Origin of the sequence: Desulfobacula phenolica (genome assembly GCF_900105645.1) — a bacterium.
Classification (GTDB): domain Bacteria; phylum Desulfobacterota; class Desulfobacteria; order Desulfobacterales; family Desulfobacteraceae; genus Desulfobacula; species Desulfobacula toluolica.
On record NZ_FNLL01000008.1, the window covers coordinates 40,314 to 57,987 of the forward strand.

Annotated in this window: 14 protein-coding genes; 4 read left to right on the top strand and 10 right to left on the bottom strand. The window is 45.8% G+C overall.

Features of this window, described 5'->3' with window-relative positions; translation table 11 throughout:
- Positions 1 to 32: 32 nt before the first annotated feature.
- A complete protein-coding gene (locus tag BLT94_RS13800) occupies positions 33 to 488 on the bottom strand; it encodes a hotdog family protein (protein WP_092235600.1) in 456 nt (151 codons plus the stop codon).
- 59 nt (positions 489 to 547) lie between these two features.
- Positions 548 to 922: an MDR/zinc-dependent alcohol dehydrogenase-like family protein gene (locus BLT94_RS13805; protein WP_245743126.1), complete on the bottom strand. Its 375-nt coding sequence runs from the start codon at positions 920 to 922 to the stop codon at positions 548 to 550.
- 337 nt (positions 923 to 1,259) lie between these two features.
- Between BLT94_RS13805 and BLT94_RS13810 the strand changes: the two genes are divergently transcribed.
- The 4 genes from BLT94_RS13810 (at position 1,260) to BLT94_RS13825 (ending at position 5,756) form a co-directional block, all read left to right on the top strand.
- Complete coding sequence (locus BLT94_RS13810) at positions 1,260 to 2,366, top strand: SPFH domain-containing protein (protein ID WP_092235238.1); 1,107 nt, start codon at positions 1,260 to 1,262, stop codon at positions 2,364 to 2,366.
- Positions 2,366 to 3,394, top strand: coding sequence for an SPFH domain-containing protein (locus BLT94_RS13815; RefSeq protein WP_092235241.1), 1,029 nt, complete (start codon positions 2,366 to 2,368; stop codon positions 3,392 to 3,394). Before BLT94_RS13810 ends, BLT94_RS13815 begins: the two co-directional genes overlap by 1 nt.
- A 290-nt stretch (positions 3,395 to 3,684) precedes the next feature.
- Positions 3,685 to 4,281: a TetR/AcrR family transcriptional regulator gene (locus tag BLT94_RS13820; RefSeq protein WP_245743127.1), complete on the top strand. Its 597-nt coding sequence runs from the start codon at positions 3,685 to 3,687 to the stop codon at positions 4,279 to 4,281.
- Between the two features lie 134 nt (positions 4,282 to 4,415).
- Positions 4,416 to 5,756, top strand: coding sequence for an FAD-dependent oxidoreductase (locus BLT94_RS13825; protein WP_092235246.1), 1,341 nt, complete (start codon positions 4,416 to 4,418; stop codon positions 5,754 to 5,756).
- 162 nt (positions 5,757 to 5,918) lie between these two features.
- Here the strand turns inward: BLT94_RS13825 and BLT94_RS22370 are convergent, their stop codons facing one another.
- The 8 genes from BLT94_RS22370 to BLT94_RS13870 form a co-directional block, all read right to left on the bottom strand.
- On the bottom strand, positions 5,919 to 6,314 hold the full coding sequence (locus tag BLT94_RS22370; RefSeq protein WP_245743128.1) for a hypothetical protein: 396 nt from the start codon (positions 6,312 to 6,314) through the stop codon (positions 5,919 to 5,921).
- On the bottom strand, positions 6,271 to 7,365 hold the full coding sequence (locus BLT94_RS13830) for a Na/Pi cotransporter family protein (RefSeq protein WP_245743129.1): 1,095 nt from the start codon (positions 7,363 to 7,365) through the stop codon (positions 6,271 to 6,273). Before BLT94_RS13830 ends, BLT94_RS22370 begins: the two co-directional genes overlap by 44 nt.
- A 365-nt stretch (positions 7,366 to 7,730) precedes the next feature.
- A complete protein-coding gene (locus BLT94_RS13840; RefSeq protein WP_245743130.1) occupies positions 7,731 to 8,624 on the bottom strand; it encodes a Tim44 domain-containing protein in 894 nt (297 codons plus the stop codon).
- Positions 8,625 to 8,873: 249 nt separating this feature from the next.
- Positions 8,874 to 12,089 carry a type I restriction endonuclease subunit R gene (locus BLT94_RS13850; RefSeq protein WP_092235254.1) on the bottom strand — a complete coding sequence of 1,072 codons (3,216 nt, stop codon included), beginning with the start codon at positions 12,087 to 12,089 and terminating at the stop codon, positions 8,874 to 8,876.
- Between the two features lies 1 nt (position 12,090).
- Positions 12,091 to 13,209, bottom strand: coding sequence for a PDDEXK nuclease domain-containing protein (locus BLT94_RS13855; protein ID WP_092235255.1), 1,119 nt, complete (start codon positions 13,207 to 13,209; stop codon positions 12,091 to 12,093).
- On the bottom strand, positions 13,206 to 14,573 hold the full coding sequence (locus BLT94_RS13860) for a restriction endonuclease subunit S (protein WP_092235258.1): 1,368 nt from the start codon (positions 14,571 to 14,573) through the stop codon (positions 13,206 to 13,208). The genes BLT94_RS13855 and BLT94_RS13860 overlap by 4 nt, the downstream gene beginning before the upstream one ends.
- Before the next feature lie 134 nt (positions 14,574 to 14,707).
- The gene (locus BLT94_RS13865) at positions 14,708 to 15,754 is read right to left on the bottom strand and encodes a PDDEXK nuclease domain-containing protein (protein ID WP_092235261.1); all 1,047 of its coding nucleotides are present in this window, start codon (positions 15,752 to 15,754) and stop codon (positions 14,708 to 14,710) included.
- Positions 15,744 to 17,321 carry a type I restriction-modification system subunit M gene (locus BLT94_RS13870; RefSeq protein WP_092235264.1) on the bottom strand — a complete coding sequence of 526 codons (1,578 nt, stop codon included), beginning with the start codon at positions 17,319 to 17,321 and terminating at the stop codon, positions 15,744 to 15,746. The genes BLT94_RS13865 and BLT94_RS13870 overlap by 11 nt, the downstream gene beginning before the upstream one ends.
- Positions 17,322 to 17,674 lie beyond the last annotated feature (353 nt).

Sequence of the window (17,674 nt, forward strand, 5' to 3'; positions counted from 1 at the left end):
TCTTCATCCGAATTCCCATAAAACATCCGAACTTACTCTTTTTTAGTGACCATCATTGTTGTTTGATATTCTATCACCTGCTGATCACGCTGGTTGCAAGCCCTGTTTTTGTAAACAAACAAGAACCTTTCCGGATTTTTGGTCGGACGAAGCTCAACGACCTCTGCTTCAGCCCTCAGGGTGTCCCCAAACATCACAGGAGAGGTGATCTTCATATTGTTCACACCAATATAAGCATAAATTTCATATCCGTCCCCGGCCAGAAATTCGGCAATATTATCTGCATTATGAATCAGGCCGTCAGCCACGGTAAAGATTATAGGGCCTGCCAGTGAGCGTTCTTTGAACCAGGTTCCCCCGGCATATTCCGAATTGCTGTGAACCGACATATTAAACCAGTTGAGCTGATGCAGGATGGAAAAATCCCCCTTATCAAGCGTCCTGTTTACGCGACACAAAATTTTAGTGCCTGCTTCTATCTTACCCATAAGCCACCCCTCTTTTTTTATATGTTTTCTGATACATCTTTTATTCCTCAACATTTTTATCATGCGTTTACGTCGATCACAATATGGCCTGTAATATTACCCGCCAGGATTTCTTTAGCATACCTGGGTACATCTTCAAGTGGAATTGTTTTGTTGATATTTGCCAGGGCTTCATCGGAAATATCAGTTACCAGCCTCTCCCAGGCGGCTATCCTCCTCGGAGTCGGGCACCACACAGAATCCACCCCTCTCAGACTCACCCCCCTCAGGATAAAGGGCATTACGGTAGCCGGCAGATCAGATCCGCCTGCCAGCCCGCAGGCAGCCACACACCCACCGTATTTCATTTCAGACAATACCCTGGCAAGTACCTTGCTGCCGACATTGTCAACCGCACCAGCCCATTTCTGAGTTTCAAGCGGTGACGGCATCATGGTCCATTCTTCACCTCCGGCTATCTCTTTAGCCCCTATCCGTCTTAAGTAATCGTGTAAGGAATTTGATTCCAGCAGGTTAAAAGTTCTTGCGATACTACCATTGCAGTCATCAAATGAAAAAAGGATCAGTCTTATAAATTATTGTTTCTTGTAAGAATACCCGGTATGGTTATGCCGATATTCTTGCTTATTATTTTTTTAGACGTATTTGATTACAAAGAATCAATAACGGTCATGGCAGAACACTCTGCCACAACAAAAAAATGAAAGACATTTGATTTCAGCAGGTTAAAAGTTCTTTCATATAAAAACATTAATTAAAGGAGACTCGAGTATGGAAAACAATGAAAATCAGGCCGGAGACTCAAAAATTGAGACTCTGTTTAAGCCGAAATTCAAACAACCCAAGTTTGACATAAAGCTCAAACTTTCCTGGAAAATCAGAGGACTTCTGTTGTTGCTTGTAATCATTGTTGTTGCATACAGCTCATTGCTGGAATATGTAAAGCCCAATGAATTCGGTATCAAAGTTGTTAAAATCGGAATTGGCCGGGGGGTTCAAAAGAAAGTATATGAAACCGGATTACATCTTGTGCTGCCCTTTGGCATGCAACAGATGCATAAGCTGCCCAGGGATATTCAGGTCCTTGAGTTGACCAATTATGAAAGTACAGCATCACAATACGCAAGAATAAAACCAGCGGCACATATACAAACCTCGGACGGATTTTTTGTAGTTGTGGATGTCTCCATCATTTATCGAATTGTTGATCCCTATAAAGTATTCACCATTATTGGCCCTGGAAAGCTTTTCGAGGATAATGGTATCATCCCAAAAGCCGAGCCTACTTTGAAAGACTCTCTGGGTCAGCTGACCACGGAAGATTTTTTTAACAGCCCCAAGAGAGTTGAAAAAAGTAATATGGCCAAAAGAAAACTGAACGAGGAGCTTGAGTCAAAAGGGATACATGTTGACCATGTTCTTGTCAGATATTTTAAATACAGTGATGAAATTCAAAAAAATATTGAAGAAAAAAAGTTAAAAGACCAGCTGGTCTTTAAAAATCAGGCCGAAGCAAGGGCTGCAGTTGAAAATGCCAAACTGACCAGGATTGTTCAGGAAGGAAAGGTTATCGTCATTGTTGAGCTTGAAAAAGGAAAGGCTTATGTAACCAGAAAAAAGGCAGAAAAAGATCTTTATTATAGAAAAAAAGTTGCCCAAGCCGATCTTCTTGTAAAACTTGCTGATGCAGAAAAAATACGGCTTAAGAATGATGCGTTAAAAGGAAAAGGGGCCGAACGGATGGTGGGGCTTAAAATGGCTGAAGTTCTAAAAGGTCTTGACGTGATTATATTGCCAAGTGACGGCTCCGGGGGTGTTAACCCTCTTGATCTTAACAAATCTCTTGAACTTTTTGATGTTAGAAAAGGAGACAAATAATGAAAAAACTTATTTTTATTATTATTTTCAGTTTAACCTGTTTGATTACTTTTTCAGGTTGTATCCCTCATTCAACAGACAGCACTGAGGTCGGTATCAGAACAAAAAAGTTTTCATTCTTTGGAAAAAAAGGGGTTGAAGAAAAATATTATGCACCTGGCTCCACTTATTTTTTTCTTCCGTTCATTAACGACTGGCATACATTTGATACAAAACTCCAGAACCTTGAAATGACATTCAATACAAAAAGCGGGGACAGAAAGTCCCGGGATGATCTTTTATTTAAAACCATAGATGGCAATGATATCAGCCTTGATGTTATTATTGCATATAAAATTGATCCTTCAAAAGCACCCTATATTTTGCAAAATGTTGCTGTGGATGACGCAAGTCTCAGGAATAAAATTGTACGCACAATAGCAAGAAGCAAGCCCAGAGATATTTTTGGCGAGCTTACCACAGAAGAATTTTATGTGGCTTCAAAAAGGGATTCACAAGCCCATAAAGCAAAAGAAGTTCTCAAGGAAATGTTGAATCCTTTAGGTATCACAGTGGAAAGAGTTCTCACAAAGGATTATCGATTTAATTCTAAATACCAGCAGGCAATTGAGGATAAAAAAGTAGCAGACCAGTTGGTGGAAAAAAACAAATCTGCCCAGCATGCTTCTCTTGAGGAGTACAAAAGAAAACTTGAAGAAGCCAAGGGTGAAGTAAACGGTATGATTGCTGATGTAGATGGTGTGTATCAAAAGGCAAAAATAGAAGCAGATGTTTATTACGAAAGACAAAAACTTCTTGCAGAAGCAATCATGGCAGAAGGTATTGCTGAAGCCAAGGGTATCATGGAGATGAATAAAGCCATGGAAAGCACCGGGGGTGAAGCTCTTGTGAAATTGGCAATTGCCGAAGCACTGCAAGGTAAAAAAATTGTACTTTTACCGGTTTCCGAAGGCGGCATGAATCTTAAAACAACAAATATCAATCAATTGATTGATACAATGGGTATAAAGAAGTTAAGTGAACGATAAATTCATGATAAAATAAATTCAAAGGCCAGTGGATAATTTCCACCGGCCTTTGGTAATTCTTGTCAGTCATAAGTTTTCTTAAAATGAAACACCAGGTCTGAGCCTGGCAGTTACATTGAAGATGGCCTTGTCTACATACAATCTCTATCAGGATGTATCAAGATAATTTGTTTAATGGTTTCAATGCAATATAATACTTATCCAACCAAACCAGTGCCAAAAAAATTCTTGACATAATCTTAGGCTCATGAGATAAAATGAACATTCGTTCTAATGAAAAAGGAGATCCCATGGAATCGAAAAAAGAAAAAAGAACCCGCCAAAACAAAGATATTCGCTCCCTGATCCTGGATACGGCACTGGACCTTTTTTCTATCCGTGGCTATTTTTCCACATCAGTACACAATATCCAGAAGCAGGCCGGGGTCAGCATCGGCTCCATCTATCACCACTTCAAAAACAAGGAGGCCATTGCCAAGGCACTGTACGATGATCTGGTGGGACAGATGGGCCAGGCCATGACAGAGATTATGGCCTCCGAGGAAACTACTGAAAACCGCTTGAAGGCCGTATGCGCTCACCTGTTTGAACTGACAGAGACCTCACCGAACGTGATGCAGTATATCCTGTATGCCCGTCACCGGGAGTTTATGCCTGATGAAATTCCCATCTGCTCTTCCCGCCCTTTTGCAACCATCAGGGAGATGGTTCGGGAAGGAATAGAAAAGGGTGAGGTGAGACAAATGGATCTCACTGTGGCAAGCGCATCTCTTATGGGCGGTGCCATACGATTGATCTATCTCAGGCTGGACGGTGTACTGGAAAAACCGGTAACCTTCTATCTTGATGAAATCTGGGAATGCTGCTGGAAAAGCGTCGCCCCTTAGAACGTTATGCTTTGCCAATTTTTCATTTAAGATAAGACCGGGAATGATCGGTAACATAAGAATTTTTTTCCATTTTTATGAAACAAAATAGAACGAACATTCGTTTTGAAACTCAACAACCCAAGGAGAAAATCATGAAAAAAAGTGACATTATTATTATTGGAGGCGGTGCCGCTGGTATCGTCGCTATTAATACCATCCATGCCCTGAATTCAAACCTTTCGCTCACCCTGATCAAGGATGAAGAGGTGCTTGTCAATCGATGCTCCATCCCTTACGGGATTGGCGGAGAAAAAGAAATTGAAAACTATGTGGTCCCCAATAGCAGCATCACCAGTACTGGAGCTGATCTTGTCATTGGACGGGTAAAAGAAATCGACAAAGAAAAAAAAGAGGTGATGCTCCAAACAGATGAAATATACGGCTACAAACAGCTGCTGCTGGCAACCGGTTCTCGTCCCCTGCTTCCCCAGTTGCCCGGCATTGAATCGGAAAAGATCCTGGTGGTACGCTCTCTTGGCGATTTGGAGCGCCTCCGTGCTTCAGTCCGGTCCAGCCGCAAAGTATTGATTGTGGGCGGGGGGTATGTGGGAGTAGAACTGGCCACAGAACTTCAGCAGCTGGGACTGACCGTTTCCCTTGTGGAGATGCAGAAAAGAATCCTCCTGGGTACCACTGAGCCGGAGTTTATCGATGACGTGGAACAGATACTTGACCGCAAAGGCATCCGGGTGATGACCGGACGTAAGGTAACGGCATTCGAACATGATACACAGAAGATGGTAACTGCCAGACTTGACGACGGAACGTTGATTGAAGCCGACTTTGTGGTCATTTCTGCCGGGGTTGTGCCCAATATGGAACTTGCTCAGCAGGCAGGTATCGAAACCTCCCCCTTGGGAATAATAACAGATACCGCCCTTCGAACCAGCGACAAGTATATTTTTGCCGCTGGTGACTGCGCGCAAAAGCATGCTTTTGGCACTGGCAAACCCACACGGGGAGACTTTGGAACCAACGCGGTCTTCATGGGCAAGGTGGCTGGGCAGAATCTCGCCGGGATGGAAACTTCCTTTATGGGAATCATCAACGCCAATGTCTCGTCAATCTACGATACCAGTTTCGGATCGGCAGGCCTCACCGAGGAAGGAGCCCGGAAAGCTGGACTTGATGTGATTGTGGGGCTTTCCGAAACCCTCGACAGATACCCCATGATTGATGGGGCCGCTGCGTTTCGAACCAAATTGATCTTTGACCGCACCAGCCGTGTCCTGATCGGGGGAAGCGTCATAAAAAAAGGCAAGGGCGTGGCCCCGCACATTGACCTGATTTCCCTTGCCATCCAGAAAAAAATCACCATAGAGGAATTTCTCTGCCACCAGTACGCCACCCATCCTCAGCTGGCGGTGGTTCCAACGGAAAACAGCTGCCTGACTGCTGCCATGAATGCCATGGCAAGTATGGCAAGCAGGTAACAAAAAAGTGCCGGGTTCATAGCGCATATTTCCGGACATATCATGAACCCGGCACTATTTCTCTTTCTAATTGACCGGTGTAATACCGGCTTATTCCAAGGTCATGAAGCCAAATTCAGCACCCAGCTCAGCCCGGATGATATCCTGGCCCCCGGCTTGGCATCAGGGTTCTACCGCTTTGTCAAAAGCAATGGTTTTTTCTTGTGTAAGAAGCACATCTTTCATGCTGAAGATGAACATTCTGCATGCCTGAGTAAAAAGGCGATTTACAAGAAACAGGGTGGACAGGTCAAGATTTTCCTCTTTATTATCCGATGAAGTCTGGACAATTTGCTGAATAAATAATTTATCCGCCTGTTCCACATGGGCAAATGCCTTAATAATCGTGGCATACTGTAATTGCTCATCATTTACTAAAAGCGCCTCATTGATCTCATGATACAAGGTGATCAGTCGCTTTCTAAATCGGTCATACTGGCGGTTTAAAAATGCTGAATCAGATGATTCAAATTCATCAAAATCCGGTCGAATACCCTTGAAATTTTTTGCCCTTTTCAAAAGGCAGCGGCTCCTCAAAAACAAGTGTTTTATCAATATGAAGGGATCTTAAAGTATATAACTGGCATTCCTGCAGCAAATGAATAATTTCATTTTTCAATGCTACAACAGCTGCTTCAATCTCTTCTGCCGGAGTATCTGTGATATGAACACACAACTGGGTCTTTCTCTCGGGAAATAATTTAACAAGAAAATTAGTCATAACTTTGACAATCGGCAAAAATATAACCACCCCAGTGATGTTGAAAATGGTATGAAACAATGCCAGGCCCACAGGGCCATTGACTGTGACATCAATAAATATTTTCACTATCATAACCATTACAGGCAGTGCGGCAAAAGCAGTGATACCGGTCACAAGGTTGAAAGCCAGATGGCTGCCAGCCACTCGTTTTTTAGGAGGTGACCCGCCGATAGCACCAAGAAGAACAGTGGCGGTTGTGCCGATATTGGCACCGATAACCATGGCTGCTGCCATTTCAAATGTCATCAACTGGCTGTTTAAAGCGGCAAGTGTAATGGCTATGGTTGCAGCACTTGCCTGCATAAGCGCTGTAATTACAGTTCCGATAAGCAGGCACATCCACAGGGCCAGGTTCTGAAATTGACCTGGATTAAAATTTTGTGAAAAACTCTCCACACTGGTTTTCATATAATCCAGACCAAGGAACAAAAATCCAAAACCAATCAACAGCCGGTTAATATGATAAAAACGGGTTCCAGGTTTGAACAAAATTAATCCGGCCGCACCCGTACCAATAAACGGAAGAGCAAATGTTTCTATTTTGATTTTAAATCCCAGGGTGGCTACAATCCATGCTGTAAGTGTTGTACCGATATTGGAACCGAGGATCACTCCGATGGCATTTTCCATACTCATTATACCTGCACCCACAAAAGCAAGTACCATAAGTGACACAGCAGAACTACTCTGTAATAAAGCCGTGACAAGTGTTCCGTTTGCAATGGCTTTTAGCCGGGTGTTGGTATAATCACGGATAATTCGTCGAAAAGCTTTTCCAGAAAGATCTTTTACTGAATTTTCAAGCAATTGCATACCAAACAGGAATCAAACAATAAACCTATACACTATTTTTTCAAGTAATATTTTGCACGTTTTAAATGATCTTACATTTCAAATTTCATTTTGTTTTGAGTCAAGGCCCTATCCTGTCAGGGGGCCTATGTCCAGAATGCCAATATGGTCTGTGCCAAAGAAGATGCAGTCAAAACCGAGGCAGCTTTATGCTGCCTGGCTTCACCCCCCCATTGACAAGGGAGATATCTTCATAGGCGATCAAAGGATTACCAGTTTGCGGCCCACAAGCGGAATATTGGCATGGTTTCCATATTTTTTGATACCGGTCTTGAAAATATGCTCAGAGACCGGCAGATCAACTGGACAGCAGCAGTTGCCTATTCATCCACAATCTTGATGCCTTCCAGTTTCCAGGCGTTGGTCCCCACAGGCCTTGCCCAGGTCCATTCCTCTTGGAATTTTACAGGCTGGGTCATACTGCCATCCACTATGTCCCCTGTTGACTCATCCACGGTGTAATCGAGCAGATTTGCAAGAAAAAGTACGGTTACAAAATCTTTAGTTCCGTTGTTGCCTGCATCAACTATGTCTACCGTCCTGATGGCAATATTTTCCAGCTTGTTGATAATGCCTTTTTCACGCATTTGTGCAAACTGCACCTCGTACTCCGAGGCAAGTTGGGAGCCCAGCAGATCCCGATAAGAATCCAGGTCCCGGCGCATCCAGCCTGCCTGCACCTGAAAGAACACGTCCGAGGCAATCGACAGAAACTCCGAGGCGTTAAAATTTTCATCTGTCTGACTGATCTCGTTAAGACCTTCTTCCACGGTCTGGGCTGCCCCCTGCCCTGTCATTGTCTGGCCGGAAGGCCCACTCTGCCCGGCAGCGGAAAAACCGTTGAATTGTTCATGTGCTGCCTTCTGTCTGGATTTGGCAAATCGTCGAAACAGAAAAAATCCCACACCTGCAAACAACAGGATCGGCAAAAGTCCCATGCCTTGGCCACCGCCTCCAAACATGGAACCAAAAAGCAGTCCGCCAATGGCACCGCCCAGGAGACCGCCAACAAGTCCGCTGGCAAATCCACCGCTTTTCTTCGGCTGAGCCGGTGCAGCCTTCTGAACAGGCGAAGTTCTGGGGGCGGATCTAAACGACGTGCCGCCTGCCCTGGAACGGGCATCTGCCGTATCTGCAATCCAGCCGGCATCCATCAAAAAAAGTGCGAGCAACACAACAAATACAGGGGTAATTTTTTTACATACAGTCAACATTTTTCTCATCCATTACAATTAGGTTAATTTTTATTTTCCATACCTCAAGTTCAACCGGCACATCATGGTTTTGCCGGCCAAATAGCCAACAAAGATAACAAGTTATTGGACCGTTGTCATTCAAAATCGAACAATCCTGATACATAGGGGGCACAATGTCCTGGATATTCCCATACTGATTTTCTATTGACTCAGATCCGAAAGAATCGAAACCCTTTTCTGTCGGGCAAAAAACGGGATGGAGCGTCATTAAACTTGATATTTCTTGAAATTCTCAGCCTGTTCAAAGATTTTTTTGTACACCTCATCCCGATCCACTGGCGGATAGCCGGATTCGGCCAGCAAAATGATAAGGTCTGCTTTGAGTTCAGCCTTGATGTCTACTCGTTGGCTCCAGTCGGTGTATCTGGCCTTGTCGTCAACTATGACTTTCACTTTTTTTGCAAGATCAAGGAGCTTGTTTTCAGGGTATTGAAAATCGTATTTGATAGTGAGGGTTTTAAGGATGTCGTAGAAGCTTTTTTCTTTGAAATCAATGCCCAGTTCGGCAAAAGATTCTTTTTCCTTTTTTATGGCATGGTACAGGTCGATAATCTCATCGGTAAAATCTTCCAGCACCTTGCTCTCAAGTGTGTCCTGCTCGCTGCGGTCATTGTATTTGTCCACCAGGGCTTTGAACTGTTTGGAAAAATCGACGCCCTTGAGCTTGTTGACCTTCTTGAAAGCTTCAATCGCCTTGGCCAGTAACTGCTGGAGCAGTTTGATCCGGGTGTTCGGCAGCTTGATCTTTTCGATTTTCGCCATGTAATCCGGGTCGAAAATATCCACCTCGGCAATATCCCCCTGCCCAATCTTTAAGATCTCTTCGACCCCGTCACTTTGCAAGGCCTTGGCAATCATTTGCTGCACCCTGGCATTCATTTGAGCAAGATCCGGAGCATCGCCTCTGGTGAGTTTGAATATTATGGATCGAACCGCCAGGTAGAAATGGACATGATCCCGCTCTTCCTGCACAAACTCATCACACCCGACACAGATGTCATAGGCGGCTTTCATTCGTTTGGCCAGAAACATGAAGCGCTTCTCAAGATCACCGGTAATCTGGACATATTCCGCAGCCATGTTGAGGCAGTGCAGCTGCTCCATGGGCTGACCAAAAAAATACAGGGTGGAATCAAACTTGTGAAAGATCGCACGCATCAAGTCCAGATGGTCCCTGACCACCACAATGGATTGCTTCACATCCTCAAAATTTGCGGTGTCTGCTTTGGCGTAATGAGCCAGGGCCAGGTTCATCTGCTTCTTGATACCGATATAATCGATGATCAGCCCTTTTTCTTTTTGCAGGCACTTCCGGTTCACACGGGAAATGGTCTGGATCAGGTTGTGCCGTTTGACCGGCTTGTCAATATACATGCTGTCGAGGAAGGGCACATCAAAGCCGGTGAGCCACATATCCACCACAACGGCGATTTTAAAATTGGATTCAGGTGTTTTGAACTGTTTGGCTAATTTTTCCCGGTATTCTTTGGTTCCCAGCATGTCGTATAAAGCAGGTTCATCATCCTGGCCACGGGTCATCACCAGCTTGATCCGTTCCATGGGCATGATCTGCTTTTTTTCCTGTTCGGTTAGTTTCTCACCATCAGCGCATATCTTTACTTGTGCCCATTCGGGACGCAGAGCAATCACTTCTTTGTAAAAATCATAGGCGATTGGACGGCTGCTGCTGACGAACATGGCTTTACCTGCGATTGTGGCACCTTCGTTGATGCGTGCCTCATAATGGTCGACAAAATCTGCGGCCAAAGCCTTCAGGCGGTCAGGATCTCCTAAAATGGCGGTCATTTGCAGGTTGGCCCGTTTGCTGCTCTCGATCGCGTAGTCGTTGGCCCCGTTATCCGCGCATTGGGCATAGTAGTCTTCAATCTGGGCAAGTTTGCCGTTGTCGAGCAGCACCCTTGCTGCCCGGCCTTCGTAAACAATGCGCACCGTGATCTCATCGGCCACCGATTCCGTCATGGTGTAGGCGTCCACCACCTCGCCGAAGACATCCAGGGTCGCATCAATGGGTGTGCCGGTGAAGCCCACATAGGTCGCGTTCGGCAGTGAGTCGTGCAGATACTTGGCAAAACCGAATGTCCGCACTACACCCTCTTTTGTGATTTTTACTTTCTGGTCCAGGTTCACCTGACTACGGTGGGCTTCATCCGAGATGCAAATCACGTTGTTGCGCTTTGTCAAAAGCTCCGTGTCCTGGGTAAACTTATGAATCGTGGTCAGAAAAACCCCGCCGCTGTTACGCCCCTTCAACAACTCCCGCAGCTGTGTCCGGCTCTCCACACTGATTACCGACTCATCCCCGATGTAGCCCTTGCCATCGGTAAAGAGGCCCGAGAGCTGGTCATCCAGATCCGTGCGGTCCGTGATCAACACAATGGTCGGACTCGACAGCGCCACGCTCTTCATCAGCAACCGCGTCAGAAACAACATGGTAAAGCTCTTTCCGCAACCCGTTGCCCCAAAATAAGTGCCGCCCTTGCCGTCGCCTTCAGGCCGCATGTGTTGCAAAATGTTTCGATACAGCTTTGTTGCCGCGTAGTATTGCGGATACCGGCAAAGAATTTTCTTCTCCTGCCGGGAAGTGTCGGGCAGATAGATAAAGTTGCGGATCACATCACACAGCCGGGTTGGATGAAACAAACCCCTGATCATGGAATAGAGCGAGTCGATCCCGTCTTTTTCGATCAGATCGTTGCCGTCGGTCTTGCGCCAGGCGTAGAAAAATTCATAGCCTGCAAAAAAAGATCCTGCCTTGTTGTTCACCCCGTCACTGATCACGCAAAACGCATTGTATTTAAACAGCTCCGGGATATCGCTTTTGTAACGCACCGTCAGCTGGACAAAGGCATCATGAATGGTCGTCTCCTCACGGATGGCGCTCTTGAATTCAAACACCACCAGCGGCAGCCCATTGATGTAGAGAATCCCATCCGGTATCCGCTTTTCATAACCAATGATCTCCATCTGATTCACCATCTTGAAGATGTTGCCACCGGTCTGGTAAACCGCCACCTCCTCCGCCACAATCAGCGGCACTTCGCCCGCCTTTGGTTCCCGAAACGCGGCCAGTTCCGAATAATCGATCAACTGCACATAGAGGTCTTTTTGGTCCCGGTCTTCGCGCTTGAGCAAAAATCCGTCCGAAACCAGCTTCATGATCGCCTTGTTGCTCTCGTAGAGATCCGCCGCCGAGTAGATTTCCAATTGCCGAATCACCGACTCGATTTCAAGCGTCGTGATGCCGTCCGCCGCATACTGCCTGGCCAGAAACGCCCGCAGATCGGCCTTGATCAACACCTCCTGGGGCTGACGATCAATTGCACCACCCGGCACATGGGGATAACCTTCCGCTTTAAGGAGTTCTATGATGGCCGCTTCCAGTTGGGCTTCGGTAAATTTCATGCTATTGCCCCTTTTCTTCCAGACGTTCGAAATCAGCTTCAATTTCTTCAATAGTAGGCAAGCTGCCTTTCAGATTTTCCGGCAGATTTTCAGTCAGGGTAAACTCACTGACACCCATGGGTTTGTTGATATCCCTCAATGCAAATTCCGTTTCAATGCTGTTCTTGTCCCGACAAAGAAGTATCCCGATTGTTGGCTGATCTGTTTCTGATTTGAGCAAACTGTCCACTGCTGAAAGATAAAAATTGAGCTTGCCGGCATATTCAGGAATGAATTTTGTGTTTTTTAATTCAACAACGACATAACATTTTAATTTTATATGGTAAAACAGCAGATCCAGATAGTAGTCACTGTCTCCAACTTCCAGGTGATACTGCCGCCCCACAAAAGCAAATCCTTTTCCCAATTCCAGCAAAAATTTTGTGATGTGGGTGATCAGCTGGTTTTCAATATCCCGTTCATTATAAGGTTTTGTAAAGGCAAGAAAGTCAAAGCTGTACGGGTCTTTGATGGTTTGCCGGGCCAGATCCGACTGTGGTTCCGGCAGAGTTGTTTTAAAATTGGTAATTGCCTTACCCTGCCGGGAGTAAAGATTTGACTTGATCTGCAATGCCAGAACATCCCGACTCCAACCGTTTTCAATGGTTTCGTGGATGTAGAAGAGGGTTTCTTGATGATCTTTAAGTTTATCCAGGATAATTTTGATATGACTCCATGGTAAATGCCCACAGATCAGGTGTATAACTGGAGGAATTTTTTGTGCCCCGGTTTGAGGCACTGTTTCATTTTCCAATTGTCCCTCCTTTCGGGGGACAATTACTTTTGCGTCTGAAAATGTGGAAAAATAATCATAAAATTTCCTGGTGTAATAGAGGTTTGTACGCGAAAAACCCTGAACACCGGGAAATTCCGATGACAAGTCCTTTGATAACTGATCAATTACCTTGTTTCCCCAGATATTTCCCTGAAGCTTTCCGGAGATGGATTTTCCCAGATCCCAATAAAACAAAATCAATTCCCGACTGGCCGCAAGAGCAGCACGAACCTGCGTTCGTTTGATTTTTTCCTTAATTTCCTGTAGCCAACGGGTGTATGCAGGCGTTGTGCTGAGTTGTGTCATGCCAGCACCTCCTCGGTTAATTTTTTAGCTTCGGGGATGCGCAACTCTCCAGAAATCAATTTTGGGAGGAGGGTGTCACGGAGTCTGGTAAGGGTATGGCTCTCCTTTGATTGTTCAGTGACTTTTTGGAACATGGGTTGTGTTATTTCTGAGAATTTCTTCAGCACGACAAGATCAGTAGTGCATGCTACATAAAAACTATCGAAGCATGCGTTTTGAACTCGCTGTCTTCCTGATGACCCAACCATGCTTTGTATACAATGAAGGCGGAAATTTTCTTCCCGGGATAGACATGCAACATAGGGAAGACTCAGGTCTCCTTTCCCTCTTAGAACAATAAATTCAGTAGAACCGAACCCAACACTACTTGGGCTTGGAAGAAAATCAACTATTCCTGTTTTACCATTCTCTAAGCACGGGGTGATTCTTGCTAAAAGCACATCGTCGTTATGAAATTTTGCACCACCAGAATATGCCTTTTTAATAACACCTTTAATGGAATAGCCGTCCGTTGGCAGAGCCTTCATGTCTGCAAAGGGTGCAACGGTTCCTTTGCTTAGTTTAACTGAAGGATTGATTTGAATGGCTTGGTTTAAGGTCATAGCTGCCCACCCCTCTGGAATCCAGCCCATTTCTTCGGTGAGTTGAAAGGCGGCGGGGAATTGCTTGGCGGCTTCACGATTGGCGGTGCCATCGGCAAGGGCTTTGCGGCGGACATCCGCATGCTCGGAGAGTTCTTCAGGGATCGGATTCCCGGCGGAAAGGGCATTGTCGATCACCGGGTCAAAGTCCACAAACCAGCTTTTGAAGAGCGCCTGCGCCATCCCTTCCAGGGTCGCGTTCATCCGCCGATTCAACTCAATCTTGTCATCCAATGATCCCAGGATGTGAGCGATGGCTTTTTGCTCGGGGAGTGGCGGGAGGGTGAAACTAAACTTCCTCATCATCTTAAGAGAAACGTTCTTAATCGTGGTTCCCGTCGAGTATGATTCAAGATATTGCCGAAAGGCCGAGCTTGAGAGAACGTAACGAACAAAGCACCTGCTCACATTTTCATTCAAATTGAAGTAACAGGCACTTTTACCGAGGATAACAGGCTCATTATTGTAGTAGGCTACGTTGCCTATTGTTCCATTGATTGAAACAAGAAGAGTTCTATTATTTAGGGTCTTCTTGTGCTTTTCGTACTCAGAAAATGAAACTCGTTTAGTATCTTTCTTTAGTACGATGTTACCATCATCGAGGTTGTTTCCGTTTATGAAATAGTAATTGCCATCTTCGGAATATTTTGGGGTCCCATGCAGTCCATCGCCAAGTTTAGAGACAATATTTTGGAGCTGGACTTCTTTCCATTCACTCGCCATAACCCAACCCCTCCAAATTCTTCCGAATCACCTCATCCAGCTTTGCCGATTCTTCCATATGCTTGTACAACATCCGACTCATCTCAGTCATCTTGGTCTCAAAGGGAATACCGTCTAACATAACGTGGCAGCGTCTATTCATGATCTGAATCTCCACTTAATTCCGCCTCTATCTCTTGAATGGAAGGCAGGCTTGATTTCAGATTATCAGGCAAAGCCTGTGTCAACTGATATTCTGAAACGCCCATGGGTTTATGGATGTCACTCAAGGCATATTCAACCACAAGTCTATCCTTGTTCTTGCACAGCAAAATGCCTATGGTAGGGTTATCTTCGTCTTTTCGTAGTTTTTCATCAACCGCTTTGATGTAAAAATTGAGTTTCCCCGCATGTTCCGGCTCAAAATCCACTGTTTTCAGTTCAATGACCACATGGCAGTGAAGTCTTGTGTGGTAAAACAGAAGATCAAGGAAGAAGTCCCGCTCGCCTACCTGAACCGGGACCTGTTTCCCCATATAGGCAAAACCGGCTCCCAGCTCCAACAGAAACTTTGTGACATGCTGTATCAGGTTCTGTTCAAGCTCCCGTTCGTTATAATTCTCTGTCAGCGTCAGAAAATCGAAATTGTATGGATCTTTGATAATCTGTTGGGCAAGATCAGATTGGGACGTCGGAAGTGCCTTGCTGAAATTGGTCATGGCTTTTCCCTGTCTTTCATAAAGACCGCTTTCAATCTGGTGGGTCAAAACGCTCCGGCTCCAGTTGTTTTCGATGGTTTTCTCTATGTAAAAAAAGGCTTTTGGGGTTGTTTTGCATTTGCTTACAATCACCACATGATGCCACCATGGAATATTGAACAATTGCGTAGCAGGCTGCTTCGCAAATTCAAGATCCGTATTGTAAAAAAGATACCATCTTCGGATCTGTTCCAGATTTCTTTTGGAAAACCCTTTCATATCTGTAAATTCAGCCATCAAATCTTGACTGAGTCGTTTAAGAAACCCGCTACCCCACTTGGCACCTTTCTGTTTTTCAACGATATCCGCCCCAAGCCCCCAGTAAAACTCCAGTAATGCCGTGTTCACCGCTACGGCTGCTTTGAGTTGAGATTGCCGAACCTTTTTTTTAAGCTCTTTCAGCCACTCCAGGTAATCACTGTCCTGTGTAAGCTCACTCCCCATAACCCAACCCCTCCAGATTCTTTCGAATCACCTCATCAAGCTTTGCAGACTCTTTCATCTGTGCGTAAAGTGTCCGGCTCATCTCAGTCATCTTGGTTTCAAAAGGGATACCGTCATCTTCGAGAGGCGCAGCACCGACGTAACGCCCGGGTGTGAGCACATAGTCGTGCTTCCGCATAGATTTGAGGGTAACGGATTTGCAATAGCCAGCCTGGTCTTCATAGACGCCGTCTTTTGCCTTATTCTGCCCGTCAGGCTCACCCCGCCAGGTGTGGTAGGTTTTGGAAATGGCCGCAATGTCTTCAGGCAAAAGTTCTTTTTGGGTGCGGTTGATCATCGAGCCGATCTTGCGGGCATCGATAAAGAGGGTCTCGCCCTCACGGTTGCGGTATCCGCGCTCGCTGTCGGCCTTTTTATTCTTGGTGAGGAACCAGAGGCAGACGGGAATCTGGGTGGTAAAAAAAAGCTGGCCGGGCAGCGCAATCATGCAGTCCACCAGATCGTTTTCCACCAGTTTCTGGCGGATCGCGCCTTCACCCTTGGTGTTGGTGGACATGGAACCGTTGGCCAGCACAAAACCGGCCACACCGTGTTCGGAGAGCTTGGAGACCATATGAAGAATCCAGGCATAGTTGGCATTGCCGGTGGGCGGGGTCTCAAAGCCGTCCCAGCGCGAGTCGTTGACCAGCTCGTCAGCGGCCCGCCACGCCTTCATGTTAAAGGGCGGATTGGCCATGATGTAATCGGCCTTCAAGTCGGGGTGCTGATCTTTAAAAAAGGTATCAGCCGGGACTTCACCGAGATTGGCCGAAAGCCCGCGCACCGCCAGGTTCATCTTGGCCAGCTTGTAGGTGGTGGCGGTGAACTCCTGCCCGTACACCGATATGTCCCTGGTATTGCCGTGGTGGCTCTGCACAAACTTGAGCGACTGCACAAACATGCCGCCCGAACCGCAGCATGGGTCGTAGATCTTGCCCTTGTAGGGTTCGATCATTTCCGCGATCAGGTTGACCACGCACTTGGGCGTATAGAACTCGCCCCCCAGCTTGCCCTCGGAGGCGGCAAACTTGCCGAGGAAATATTCATACACCCGGCCCACCACGTCCTCTTCCTTGTCCGCCACCGTGTCGATGTTGTTGATGGCATCAATCAGGGCCGAAAGCTTGCTGCCATCCAGCCCCAGGCGGGAGAAATAGTTGTCCGGCAAGGCACCCTTGAGCGAGGCATTGCTCTTTTCCACCGCGGTCAGGGCCGAGTCGATCCTGACGGCAATGTCTCCCTGCTTGGCGTGTTGCTGGATATGGCTCCAGCGAGAAGTCTCGGGCAGGTAGAAAATATTCTTCATGGTGTAAAACTCCACCATATCGGCGTATTGCTCTTTACCCTCGGCAATCAGCTGTGCCCGGCGCTCCTCAAATTTGTCTGAAACAAACTTGAGGAAGATCAAACTCAGCACAACGTGCTTGTATTCTGAAGACTCGACGCTGCCCCGCAGCCTGTTTGCGGAATCCCACAGGGACTCTTCAAAGCCTTTATTGTTTTTCGGTACTGCTTTTTTCCCAGCCATTATTTTTCCTTGAAATTGCAAACTTTAGGTTGAAGCATGGTCTTATTTTTATTTTAAAGGGCTAAACAATTATTTGTACAGACCTGTCTGTCTTGTAAATTTGAACAATATCCGACCAAACAAACCACACGGTTCGAGAATTCCGTAACAATATTTCTAATGTCTGTAAAGGTATTTCGACAGATCAATTTTGTGAAAATATAATTGATTCAGAAAGAATACGGTTGGGTTTTATCGGCATAGGAGTTAAGGTTCGGCCTTGGTCTATCTTGACAAAGACAAAGTAGGTGTCTTAATATTGGTGCCAAAAGAACATTGACCACAAACCAGTAAAATTATCGAAAAGGATTACA